The sequence below is a fragment of the Paucidesulfovibrio gracilis DSM 16080 genome, from assembly GCF_900167125.1.
In the GTDB taxonomy this organism is placed as follows: domain Bacteria; phylum Desulfobacterota; class Desulfovibrionia; order Desulfovibrionales; family Desulfovibrionaceae; genus Paucidesulfovibrio; species Paucidesulfovibrio gracilis.
Map to the genome: position 1 here is coordinate 220,105 of NZ_FUYC01000002.1, position 12,109 is coordinate 232,213.

Annotated in this window: 11 protein-coding genes; 4 read left to right on the forward strand and 7 right to left on the reverse strand. The window is 60.3% G+C overall.

Translation table 11 applies throughout. From position 1 onward, the window contains the following. Positions 1–10: 10 nt before the first annotated feature. The 6 genes from fdnG to B5D49_RS03270 form a co-directional block, all read right to left on the reverse strand. Positions 11–3,028 (reverse strand): formate dehydrogenase-N subunit alpha, encoded by a 3,018-nt coding sequence (gene fdnG / locus B5D49_RS03245; RefSeq protein WP_078716217.1) that lies wholly within the window; start codon positions 3,026–3,028, stop codon positions 11–13. Positions 3,029–3,063: 35 nt separating this feature from the next. Further along, positions 3,064–3,294, reverse strand: coding sequence for a hypothetical protein (locus B5D49_RS03250; protein ID WP_078716218.1), 231 nt, complete (start codon positions 3,292–3,294; stop codon positions 3,064–3,066). A gap of 276 nt (positions 3,295–3,570) precedes the next feature. Next, a complete protein-coding gene (locus tag B5D49_RS03255; protein WP_078716219.1) occupies positions 3,571–4,704 on the reverse strand; it encodes an ABC transporter permease in 1,134 nt (377 codons plus the stop codon). Between the two features lies 1 nt (position 4,705). After that, the gene (locus tag B5D49_RS03260) at positions 4,706–5,668 is read right to left on the reverse strand and encodes an ABC transporter ATP-binding protein (RefSeq protein ID WP_078716220.1); all 963 of its coding nucleotides are present in this window, start codon (positions 5,666–5,668) and stop codon (positions 4,706–4,708) included. Next, the gene (locus B5D49_RS03265) at positions 5,665–6,660 is read right to left on the reverse strand and encodes an HlyD family secretion protein (protein WP_078716221.1); all 996 of its coding nucleotides are present in this window, start codon (positions 6,658–6,660) and stop codon (positions 5,665–5,667) included. Before B5D49_RS03265 ends, B5D49_RS03260 begins: the two co-directional genes overlap by 4 nt. Then, positions 6,657–7,280 carry a TetR/AcrR family transcriptional regulator gene (locus B5D49_RS03270; RefSeq protein WP_078716222.1) on the reverse strand — a complete coding sequence of 208 codons (624 nt, stop codon included), beginning with the start codon at positions 7,278–7,280 and terminating at the stop codon, positions 6,657–6,659. The genes B5D49_RS03265 and B5D49_RS03270 overlap by 4 nt, the downstream gene beginning before the upstream one ends. Positions 7,281–7,435: 155 nt before the next feature. On the opposite strand from B5D49_RS03270, the gene B5D49_RS03275 reads away from it, so the two are divergent. After that, the gene (locus B5D49_RS03275) at positions 7,436–8,899 is read left to right on the forward strand and encodes an ATP-binding cassette domain-containing protein (protein WP_078716223.1); all 1,464 of its coding nucleotides are present in this window, start codon (positions 7,436–7,438) and stop codon (positions 8,897–8,899) included. A gap of 559 nt (positions 8,900–9,458) precedes the next feature. Here the strand turns inward: B5D49_RS03275 and B5D49_RS03280 are convergent. Further along, positions 9,459–10,658 carry an HD domain-containing phosphohydrolase gene (locus tag B5D49_RS03280; protein WP_234990614.1) on the reverse strand — a complete coding sequence of 400 codons (1,200 nt, stop codon included), beginning with the start codon at positions 10,656–10,658 and terminating at the stop codon, positions 9,459–9,461. 98 nt (positions 10,659–10,756) lie between these two features. On the opposite strand from B5D49_RS03280, the gene B5D49_RS03285 reads away from it, so the two are divergent. The 3 genes from B5D49_RS03285 to B5D49_RS03295 all read left to right on the forward strand — a co-directional run bounded on the left by B5D49_RS03285 (position 10,757) and on the right by B5D49_RS03295 (position 12,102). Next, positions 10,757–11,467: a phosphoribosylanthranilate isomerase gene (locus B5D49_RS03285; protein WP_078716224.1), complete on the forward strand. Its 711-nt coding sequence runs from the start codon at positions 10,757–10,759 to the stop codon at positions 11,465–11,467. A 43-nt stretch (positions 11,468–11,510) separates the two neighbouring features. Further along, positions 11,511–11,729 carry a translation initiation factor IF-1 gene (gene infA, locus B5D49_RS03290; protein ID WP_078716225.1) on the forward strand — a complete coding sequence of 73 codons (219 nt, stop codon included), beginning with the start codon at positions 11,511–11,513 and terminating at the stop codon, positions 11,727–11,729. Between the two features lie 160 nt (positions 11,730–11,889). Continuing rightward, entirely contained in the window at positions 11,890–12,102 is a 213-nt protein-coding gene (locus B5D49_RS03295; protein ID WP_078716226.1) for a cold-shock protein, read from the forward strand. The last annotated feature ends 7 nt before the right edge of the window (positions 12,103–12,109 follow it).

Below are 12,109 nucleotides of genomic sequence, written 5' to 3' on the forward strand. Positions count from 1 at the left end.
GTCTGCTCCTTTACGCCTTGCGGACGTTGACCATGAAGGCCTTGGTTTCGGGAATACCCGTGTTCGGGTCGCCTACGGACGGGGTCAGGATGTTGGCGGAGTCGCCGCCATCCTTTGGCCATGTCCAGCCGAAGTGCCAGGGCAGCCCCACCTGATGGACTTCCACACCCTGGATGGCGAAGGGCTTCATACGCCGCGTCACAATGGCCACGGCCCAGATGGAGCCGCGCAGGCTGTCCACCATGACCTTTTCGCCGTTTTCGATGCCGCGCATTTTTGCCAATTCCGGGCTGAGTTCCACAAAAACCTGTGGTTCGGCCTCGGTGAGCCAACCCTGGTTACGTGTCATCACGCCGGTCTGCCAATGTTCGGTAACGCGATAGGTGGTACCCACGAACGGGAAGCGCGGATCACACACGGCCTTTTGCTCGTCGTCGAAGCTAATGGCCGTGGGGTTGTGCAGCCGTCCCGAGAAGGGATGACTTTTGACCGGGCATTCCAGGGGTTCGTAGTATTCGGGCAGCGGACCGTCCGCGCGTCCAGGGCCGAATATCTGGCCATAGCCGTGCTTGCGCATGATGAAGGCGTGCTTGGTGCCGGGCTTCCACCCGCCGTCGGGTACGTCGCCCACCCACTTGGCGCCGTCCCATTGGATGACGGGCTTTTGCGGGGCGTAGGGCTTGCCCTTGAGGTCCACGGAGGCGCGGTTGTAGAGGATGCGCCGGTTCACGGGCCAGCACCAGCTCCAATTGGGGTACAGGCCGATTTTGGCTTGTTCCGGGGTCTGGCTCGGGTCGCGGCGGGCGGCCATGTTGCCTTTTTCCGTGTAGGAGTGGCAGTACAGCCAGTTGCCGGACATGGTGGAGCCGTCTTCCTGGAGGTAGGCGAAACTTGGGACCAGGGTACCCTTCTTGTAGAGCTTGCCCTTGATCTCCACGTCACGGGTGAAGTAGCCGTTGATGAGCTTGGCCACCTTGTGGGCGTCGAACACGCCGTCCGTGGCGATGGCGTCCCAGCTGAGCTTGGTGATGGGTTCGGGGTATACGCCGCCTTTTTCTTTGTAAAGGTGGCGGATCTTTTCCATCAGTTCATACATGATGTCGCCGTCGGGCTTTTGGCCGTTGGGCGCGTCCGGTCCCTTGTAGCGCCACTGCATCCAGCGGCCCGAGTTGGTCACGGAGCCTTCCTTTTCCACGGAAACCGCGCAGGGCAGGAAAAAGACCTCGGTCTTGATCTCCTTGGGATTCATGTCCGGGCCTTCCCAGAACCATCCGGTTTCGTTGGGGAAGATGTTCACGTTCACAAGCCAGTCCAGCTTGCTCAGCGCCTGGCGCGTCTTGTTGGAGTTTGCTCCCGAGCAGGCCGGGTTCATGCCCCAGGAGAACAGCCCCTTGAACTGCCCTTCGTCCATTTTGTCGAACAGGGTCAGCCACGCGTATTCCGAGGCCTTGCGGTTGTCCAGCTTGGGCAGCCAGGTGTAGGCCTCATCGGGATCAGCGTCCTGCCACATGGATTTGAGCAGGCTGTTCATGTACTTGGGATAGTTCTGCCACCAGTTGGCCGATTCGGGATCGTTGGAGACCGGCGTGTACTTGGTGTTGTGCTTTTCCAGGCTCTGTTCGTCCACAAGGGGCGTCTTCAGGTAGCCCGGCAGGATGTGGTAGAGTAGGCAGTGGTCCGTGGACCCCTGCACGTTGGATTCTCCGCGCAGTGCATTCACCCCGCCGCCGGAAACGCCGATGTTGCCGAGCAGCAGCTGGATCATGGCCATGCTGCGGATGTTCTGCACGCCCACGGTGTGCTGGGTCCAGCCCATGGCGTACATGATGGTGCCGGACTTGTCGGGGGCGCCGGTGGCCGCATAGGTCTTGTAGAGTTGTTCCAGTTCGGCTTTGCTCAGGCCCGAGATGGCCGAGACCTTATCCAGCTCGTAGCGCTCATAATGCTTTTTGAGCAGCTGATACACGCACCGGGGGTTCTTGAGGGACGGATCCTGCACGGGAACGCCCTGATCGTCGGTCTCAAACGCCCACTGCTTCTTGTCGTAGGAGCGGGTTTTGGGATCGTAGCCGGAGAACAGTCCGTCCTCAAAGGAATACCCTTTGCCCACCACAAAGGCGGCATTGGTATAGTTGACCACGTATTCCTTGAAGACGAGGTCGTTGTCCAGGATGTACTTGATCATCCCGCCGAGCACGGCGATATCCGAGCCGGAGCGCAGACCCATGTAGATGTCCGCTTTGGCCGAGGTGCGGGTGAACCGCGGATCCACGTGGATCAACGTAGCACCCCGTTCCTGGGCACGCGTCACCCATTTGAAGGAGATGGGATGGTTTTCGGCAGCGTTGCTGCCCATGATCAACACACAATCACTGTTCTGGATGTCGATCCAGTGATTGGTCATCGCGCCGCGTCCGAACGACTCTGCCAGAGCCGCAACAGTGGCGCTGTGTCAAATCCGCGCCTGGTGCTCGATGTAGACCAGGCCGAGGGATCGGAGCATGGTTTGGTAGGCCCAGCACTCCTCGTTGTCCAGGGCCGCGGAACCGAGGGACGCGATGGCGTCGGTCCGGTTGATTACCTGTCCTTTGGGATTCATCTGGTGGAAGGACTTGTCGCGCGTGGTCTTGACCCGCTCGGCAATCTGTTCCAACGCCCATTCCCAGGAAACTTCCTTGAATTTGTCGGACCCGGGCGCGCGGTACAGCGGCGACGCGGGGCGGCGGTCGTTTTCCGCCAGCTGCCAGATGCTGGCACCCTTGGCGCAGAGTGCGCCTTCGTTCACGGGGTGGTCCGGGTCGCCTTCGATGTTCACGGCCTTATTGTTTTCAAGGGACGTGTTCACGATAAGCCCGCAACCCACGGCGCAGTAACAGCAAACCGTCGTGGTCTGCTTGCTCCATTTGGGCTTGAGCATGGCGGCGCGGTCCATGGCTTGCGCCGTGTTTTGGATCCCTAGCCCCCCAAAGGCCGTCACCGCGGCGGCGGTGGCGGAAAGCTTCAGGAAGTGCCTTCGATTCATGTTCATGCAAATCCTCCTTCTACCGATCATGTGTGTGCGGGTCAGCGTCCTCGAATCTCGCGGCCCAGAGCCACGAGCCGTTCATAGCCCGGTACCGACGGGACGCGTTTCGGTCGCGGCGGCCAACGCCGGGGCTGTTTGCCGGGGGAAGCCGGACAAAGCCGCAGGCAGGACGCCGGACCACGCAGCGCGTTTAGATCGTGCCCAAGCCCGGAAAAGGGCAGGCCCGCATTGCGCATGGTCGGTCGCGTGGGGTTGGATGATTGATGCATAGACGCTCCTTTTCCTTTTCTGAGTATCTCAATTAGCAGAATCGATATCGAAGACAACTCCGAGGATCAGTACATGACTATCACACTGCTCAGACGGACATAATAAAAAGCCGCGCCATTCCTATCATACGGAACGGCGCGGCGTGTCCTGCGCGAGAAGTGATTGAAAAAGGCCACGTCCCGGACCGTTCGGAAGGGGAATGCGGGGGCGCGCGTCTTGTCCGCTTCGTTGGAACCGGAGAGGCAACAACACGGGTCGTGGTTTGGGGCGGCCCGTTAATCCAGGGTCTGGCGGAAGCGCTTCAGCCCCACGGCAACGATTATGGCCCAGAACAGCAGGATGGGCCAGGTATGGTGCAGGGAATCCACAGCGCCGTTTCCCTTGAGCAGAATGCCGCGCACCAGCCGCAGGTAATGGGTCAGCGGCAGTACAGAGCCAAGGTATTGCGCCCATTGGGGCATGCCCCGAAAGGGGAACATGAAGCCCGAAAGCAGCAGGGAGGGCAGGAAAAAGAAGATGGACATCTGCACGGCCTGCAACTGGTTGCGTGCCATGGTGGAAATGGTCACGCCCACGCTCAGGTTCGCGCCGATGAAGATCAGAGTCAGGGTCAGGAGCAGCAGTACGGAACCGTGCATGGGGACATGGAAAAGAAGCGCGGCGGCCGTGAGGATCAGCAGTACCTGGATGTAGCCCACCATGACATAGGGCAGGATCTTCCCCACGGTCACTTCCAGGGGCCGCACCGGTGTGGTGAGCAGGTTTTCCATGGTGCCGCGTTCCTGTTCTCTGGTGATGGCCAGGGATGTGATCATGGTCAGGGTCAGGGTCAGGATTACGCCCATGAGTCCGGGGACGATGTTGTACTGGGTTTCGGCTTCGGGATTGAAGTCCGCATGGGCGCGCAGAGTTACCGGGGACGGACCCGCCCGCAAATGCTCCAGAGGACCGCGGAGCAGGGGATCCAGGCCTTGGTCCACGATGGCCGGAAGATTTTTCAACGCCCCGCCTGTGGCCACGGGATCGGTGGCGTCGGCTTCCATGAGCAGGACGGGCCGCTGCCCCCGTATCAGGTCGCGGCCGAAATCCGGGGGGATGGTCAGCGCGAATTGTACTTCGCCCCGGCGCAGCAGATCGCGCACCTGTTCCCGCGAATCCGCATGGACCCGGATAGTGAAGTAGTCGCTGTTCTGCATGGCCGCTACCACGGCCCGGGAGTAGGGGGAATTGTCCGCCGAGAGCACGGCCGTGGGCAGGTGGCGCGGGTCCGCGTTGATGGCGTAGCCAAAGAGCACCAACTGCACCAGGGGGATGCCGATGAGCATGGCAAAAGTGAGGCGGTCGCGCCGCATTTGCACGAATTCCTTCCGTACCACGGCCTTGAAGCGGCTCCAGGAGAAGTTGCGCATTTCAGTTTACCTCGGCGTTGCGCATCAGGTCGATGAAAACCATTTCCAGACTGGTTTCCGACGCGTTCCAGGAAAATTCCGTTGCATATTCGTCGGCCAGACTTTGCAATGTACGGCTGTCGCGCCCGCAGACGCTCAGACTAACGCCGACGGGAACCACTTGATCCACGCCGGGGCGGTGCTCCAACTCCCTGGAGAGCTGGAACACGGCTTCGTCGTCGCCGTTTTTGGAGCGCACGGTCCAGGTGATCAACCCAGAGCCGCGGACCAGTTCTTCGGTGGTTCCCCGGGCCAGGAGCTTGCCGTAGGCAATGTAGGCCAGGCGGTGGCAGCGTTCCGCCTCATCCATATAATGCGTGGAAATCAGGGCGGTGAGTCCCTGCCCGGCCAGCTTGTGCACCTCGTCCCAAAAGTCGCGGCGTGCTCCGGGGTCCACACCGGCCGTGGGTTCGTCCAGGAGCAACAGTCGGGGGTTGTGCTGGGTGCAGGCACCAAGGGCCAGACGCTGCTTCCAGCCACCGGAGAGCGACCCAGCCAGATTGCGGGCATAGCGTTCCAGACCCATGCGTTGGATGGTGGCGTCCACGGTGTCCCGGATGTGCTCCAGGCCATAGACCCGGGCCATGAATTCCAGATTTTCCTTTACGGTGAGGTCTTCGTAAAGGCTGAAGCGCTGGGCCATGTATCCAACCTGGGGCTTGATGCTCGCAGCCTGGGTGCGAATATCCAGGCCCAGGCAGGTGCCTTCGCCGCTGTCGGGCCGCAGCAATCCGCAGAGCATGCGGATGAACGTGGTTTTGCCCGAACCGTTGGGACCGAGAAAACCGAAAATCTCCCCTGCGCCCACCTGCATATCCAGGCCGTCCACCACCACGCGGTCGCCGAATTGTTTGGTCAGCCCGTGAACACTGATGACCGGATTGTCCGGGGCGTGTGTTTCGGCAAGAAGCGGCTCGGCAGTCATGCGTCCTCCCCGGTCCCGGCTGGAGCTTGCGGTTGCAGGGTAACGTCCACGGGTTGCCCGGGACGCAGCAGCGCGGCGTCTTCTGGATCGGGCCGGGCTTCCACCCGGAAGACCAGCTTGGCGCGGTTTTGGCTCGAATAGATCACGGGCGGGGTGTATTCGGCCTGGTCCGCAATGTGGGTGATTGTCACGTCCACCGGGTTCGGGGAACCGTCAAAACTGACCAGGGCGGCGTGTCCGGGTTGAATGGTTCCGGCCATGGTTTCCGGCAGGAAGAAGATCACCTTCACGTTGTCCGAGGGCAGCAGGGAAATCACGGGCCGCCCCATGGCCACCCATTCTCCTGGTTCGTAATAGGTGTCGAAGATAGTTCCCGAAGCTGGGGCCGACTGGCTTTTTTGGTCCAGATTCCAGCGCGCCTGTTCCAGCTTGGCCCGGGCCGCGTCCAGTTCGGCTTGTGCCGCGGCCAGTTCATCGCTTCGCCCTCCCAGCCGGGCCGTACCCAGTTCCGCTTCAATGCGGCGCACGGATTGGCTTGCGGTTTCGTATTCGGTGCGGGCGCGATCCAATTCCTGGGCAGAGATGGTCTCCTCGGCAAAGAGGCGCTTTTTCCGTTCGTAGTCGGTGCGGGCAAAGGACAGGCTGGAGCGGGCCTCATGCAGCCGGGCCTGAATGGCAGCGATTTCCGTGGGACGTTGGCCCTTGCCCAGGTCCGCAAGGGAATTATCCGCACGCAGCACGTTTTGACGCGCTTCATCCACGGCGGCCTGTTCGAAGTTGTTTTCCAGCTCGAACAGCGGCTCGTGCGCCTGGACGGTCCGGCCTTTGCGGACATGCAGGCGTGTGAGCTGTCCGGCCAGCGGAGCGGCCACCTCCACGTATTCCCCTTCCACGTATCCCTGCAGGGGCGCGGTGTCGCCGCAGCCATGCAGCAAAAAGAGTCCGGTGAACAAAAGAAGGCGGAATCCGAAAGCGTTGCGTGTGGATGTCATGCGGTCTCCTCCTCGGGACGCTTGGCGCGCAGCATATCACGAACAACCTTCCAGTTGCGTTGCACCTGGGCTTGCAGGTCGAATTCCCCCTGACGGATGAAGTGCATGTGGACCGGCAGAAGCATTTGCCCCAGAAACAGGATGGCCAGATCCTTGGCGTATGCATCCGAACGGATTGTTCCGGCTTCCTGCCCCCGGGCAATGATGGCGGCGATACCGGCAACGAGGTTGTCCTGCCCGGCGATGAGCATATCGCGAAACGGGCTGCCCGATCCGGCTACATCTTCGGAGAACAGAATGCGCGGAACCGCCCCCTGGCTGAGGATCAGGCCGATATGTCGTTGCCAGAAGCGTTCGAGTGCGATCAGGGTATCCGGTTCCATGGAGGAGGCCCGGACGTTTTCTTCCAGCATGGAACGCAGGTGCATGAACGCGGCCCGCAACATCTCGTTGCGGTTTTTATAGTGACGATACAAGGCCGAGGGGACCACGCCCACGGCCTCGGCCACGGCCGATACCGTGACAGCACGGATGCCGTTGGCGGCCAGCTCCAGAGCGGCTTGTGCAATTTGGGCCTTGCGTTCCTGGGTATGCAGTCGGGGTGTATGTTCTTCGTTCATGATGGTCGGCTCCTTTTGTGAATGTGAATTCACCTTCACAAAACGTCCAACGGATGTCAACAGGTGACCGGATATTTTCTTGCCGCAGGACCAGAGGGGAGGAAAGGCGGTGTTCCGGCTTGCGATTCCCCGCTTGAGCGGGCAGGATTCGGGCCATGGATAGACAGGTGCCTTTGATCCGTTTGCGGGATGTCGTGGTGCGTCGGGGCGAATCCCTCTTGTTGCGGGGGCTGGATCTGGAAGTATGCGCCGGGGAGCATGTGGCGGTGTTGGGGAGCAACGGGGCGGGAAAGTCCACGTTGCTGGCCCTGCTGCGGGGAGATCTGCCTCCCACGTCCGGGCTTCGCGAGTATGACTTTGGCTCTGGTGCGCAGTCTTCGCCCATTGGCCTGCGACAACGAATGGGTCTGGTGTCTCCTGCGTTGCAGGATCGTTTCGTCGGTGCGGATTGGTCCCTGAGCGCCCGACAAGCGGTTTGTGCCGGATTCCATGATTCCTGGCTTTGCCATGTACGTCCCACGGAAAAGGAGTGGGAACAGGCCGGGCAATGGTTGGAGCAAATCGGCGCGGCAGAGTTGGCGGATCGGCCCGTGTGCCGCCTTTCCACCGGGCAATTGCGCCTGGTGCTCCTGGCCAGGGCATTGGTCACGGAACCCGTGCTGCTGTTTTTGGATGAGTATCTTGACGGGCTGGACATGCAGGCCCGGGCGCGTCTGTTGGAGGCCATGTCCCGTGCCGGGCGATCCTGTACGCTGGTTTGCGCGGTGCATGACGAGGCGGACCTGCCTGCTTGTGTGCACCGGGGCGTCCTGTTGCGCGAGGGGCGCGTCGCGGCCCGGGAATCCGTGTCCGGTCTTTCGGCCCGGCGTCGAAAACCCGTTGCAGGTCTTCAACCGGATCCGCCGACCCCGGAGCCGGTGCGGGCCTCCTGGCTGTTTCGGCTCACGAATGTTTCTGTGCTGTTTGAGGGCAGAGCGGCCTTGGACGGTGTGAATTGGACTGTGCGCCCCGGAGAGCACTGGGCCGTGTTGGGCGGTAACGGCGCGGGCAAGTCCACGTTGTTGCGTGTGCTGCTTGGGCTGGAGGATGTTTATCCCGGAGGACGGATGGGCTGGTTCGGCGTGGACAGGCTGCCGGATTTAACCGAGGTTCGGCGGCGCGTGGGATATGTGTCCGGGCATTTGCAAGGCACCTATTCCTATGATCTGAGCGTGCGCGAAATCGTGTGGTCCGGTTTTTTCGGCAGTGTGGGGCTGTACGATCTTCCCGATGAAGCGCAGCGGGACCGCGCGGAACGAATGCTTGCCTTTTTCGGTCTGACGAAGCTGGCGGATCGGCGCATTCGCTCGTTGTCCTATGGGCAGTTGCGCCGGGCGCTCCTTGCGCGGGCCACGGTGGGTGGGGCGCCGGTTTTGTTGCTGGATGAGCCGTTGACTGGACTGGACAAGCAGGCGCGGCCCATGGTTTTGGCCTCGTTGGAGCGGTTGGCGGATGCTGGAACGCACCTGGTATACGTGACCCACCATGTGGGGGAGTTGATTCCCGCACTTAGTCATGTGCTGTGTCTGGATCAGGGGCATGTTACGTATTGCGGCACTCGGGCCGGAGCAGGGTTGTAATGCCCGCTGCTCGCGGTCGATATGGCCGGATTGCTCCTTGTCGCCATCTCCCGCGGCTTGCATCGCGCTCGGGGCGAGACGTCTGGCCTCGGGTTTTTAACGGTGAGATGGATGATTACGAAGAATTCGGGACCATGAGCGCATTTTCCTGTGCTTGCCGTCTTGACCACCCCTTACGGTCGGAGTTCTCGGTTTCCCGTACGGCCTTCCCCTTTCTTTTGCATTGTTTCAATAGAAGGAATGTCATTGGGTTCGCGCCCGATGCGGATCAACGGATTTCCATATTTTGTTGTTTATTGTTGATCAAACAAAGTAAGCTGACCCAATATATCTAGATATTTATGATTTGATCAACGATGATCAGCAGTGAACAATTGACTTGCTCCCCCAGCGCAGGCCAGGGAGGACTTGCGCGTTTTTTGACGCCCTGATTTGCGGGAGGCTGCCCAGTTGAGCGGAGGGAAGCATTGCCTGGCCGGGATCAGCTTCGCGTGTGGAGGGAAGCGTTGTCTGGCCGGGATCAGCTTCAGGTGCTGACGAACGCGTTGCCTGCTCGGGATCAGCTTCGCGTGTGGTCGTGGAATTTGGCTTTGATGGCCTGGATGGTGTCGTAAATCTCGAAAAACGCATCCACGACCTGGGGATCAAAATGTTCGCCCCGTTCGGAGCGGATCAGTTCCAGTATTTTTCCTTCGGGCCAGGCTTCCTTGTAGGAGCGTGAGGAACCCAGGGCGTCATACACGTCGGCCAGAGCGCAGATGCGTGCCGCCAGGGGGATTTCTTCCCCGGCCAGGGGGCGTTGGCAGATGGTGTCCGCCTGGGAGAGGTCTTCCGGCAGCTTGCCGGGATATCCTCGGCCGTTCCACCGTTCATGATGGTGCAGGGCAATGTCCCGGGAGAGGACGTCCAGTTCGGATGTGGTATTGGCGAACAGGGCGGCTCCATACACGGTGTGCCATTGGATGGTGTCGAATTCCTCACGGGTGAGTTTGCCCGGTTTTTTTAAGATGGAATCGGGAATCCCCACCTTGCCCACGTCGTGCAGCATGGCGGCCAGTCTGATGATGTCCTTGGTCCGGCGGGCCTCGGTTTCATCCTGTCCTTTTGTTATGGCTATTTTATGAAAAATCTCTGCACTGTATGATCCAACACGCATGACGTGAGCGCCGGTTTCCGCCGGGTCGCGCATTTCCGCCATCTTCATCATGCGCAAAATCAGTTCCCGGGTCATGACCCCGCGTTCAATGGCTACGGAAGCGTGGTTGGCAAAGAATGGGGCGTAATTGACGTCCTCCTCGGAAAAGGGACGCACTTGCCCTTGTTCATCCATGGCGTTGATCAACTGGAGCACGCCAACGCGGTTTCCCCGAAGCGTCTTCAGCGGAATGGTCAGTATGGAGTGGGTGGCGTAGCCGGATTCGCGGTCAAAGGAGCTGTTGAAGTGGTACGGCAGGTCCGGGTCCAACGTGTAGGCGTCGTCGATGACGAGGGTTTCCCCGGTGAGGGCCGCATATCCCACGATGGACTTGTCGTTCACAGGCAGGCTGAAGTCCGTATAGATGTGCTTGGTTGCGCCTTGCTTGCCAAACAGCGTGTCATTGTGGACATAGCTGAAGTGCAGGTGGCCATCCTGAAGCAGGAAGATGGATCCGGCGTCCGCGTTGGTCAGTTGCCGGGCCTGGTACAAAACCCTGTCGAGAATGGTATCCACGTCTTTGAGGTGATTGAGTTCTTCGATCACCCGCATTATGTCTTTCACGATGTCTCTGGGGCGTTTTCCCGCTTCCGGCACAGGGAACCTCCGGCACTCTAGATCTTGTACCCACTCTTTACACTGCCCGGGAGGGAAAATAAAGGATGTTCAGGAACCATATAACGAGAACTTTTCCCATTGTTCAAATTGCCGGTATTCGCGACCTGGAGGAAGCTCGGCTGTTGGCGGCGCATGGTTGCACGCACCTGGGGTTTCCCATGGGACCGGGCGTGGTGGAGGAGGACTTGCCTCCGTTCCGGGCGGAGCGCGTGGTACAGGCGTTGCACCGGGAGTTCGGCTCGCATGCTCCTTGCTGCGTGACCATCACCTATTTGAGCGAACCAAAGGACATATTGCGATTGCTGGATGCGGCCGGAATGCGGGCCGTGCAACTGCATGGGCGGATTGCCGTTACCCAGGCGGCCCGCTTGCGAAGGGAACGGCCGGAGCTGCTGATATTTAAAAGTCTCGTGGTGGGGCGCGACCAGGATGTGCTGGCGCAGGCCCGGGCATTTGCACCCCACGTGGATGCCTTTTTAACGGATACGCACAACCCGGAAACAGGGGCGGATGGGGCCACAGGACTGGTTCACGACTGGGACGTGAGCCGCGCCTTGGTTCGTTCGGGTCTGCGCCCTGTGATCCTGGCCGGAGGACTCGGCCCGGAGAACGTGGTCCAGGCCGTGCGGACGGTTCGGCCCGCCGGGGTGGATGCCCATACCGGACTGGAGGGTGCCGAGGGAAAAAAGGACGCCCAAAAGGTGCGGACCTTTTGCCGTCGTGCTCTCCGGCTATTGCCTAACGCTGCGGAGTAGGATAAGGAATGGCAACCTTTTCTGACGTAAGCGAGGGGGATGTATGGCGAAAGAAGAAGCCATCGAGGTGGAGGGTACTATTCAGGAAGCCCTTCCCAACGCCATGTTTCGTGTTGAGTTGGAGAATGGCCATATGATTTTGGGCCATATTTCCGGAAAAATGAGAAAGCATTACATCCGCATTCTGCCCGGCGACAAGGTCAAGATCGAACTCTCGCCGTACGACCTGACCCGTGGCCGCATTACTTATCGCATGCGTTGATTTTCCGCCTCGGGCGCTCTGCCCTTCATGACCCGTTTTGTCCGCGCGCCGGGAATTTTTTTCTTCGGCACAAAGGTGTTGTTCGTTCGGTTGCAACGGATACGGAACCGGGATATCCTCTGGACGTATCCCCGGGATTCGGCAACCAACGGAGGCGGCTGTGGGCAGACAAAGCGGCACTGTTACGTTTTTTAACGAGATCAAGGGGTTTGGTTTTATCCGTTCCGAGAACGGACGGGACGTGTTCGTGAGCTATCAGGAGATCGTGCGAGACGGCTTTCAGACCCTGGCAGTGGGCGAGGCCGTTCATTTTGATTTGGAAGGAGAGGATCACGCGCCCCGAGCCGTACGCGTGGTGCCTGAGTCCGCCTGATTTTCGG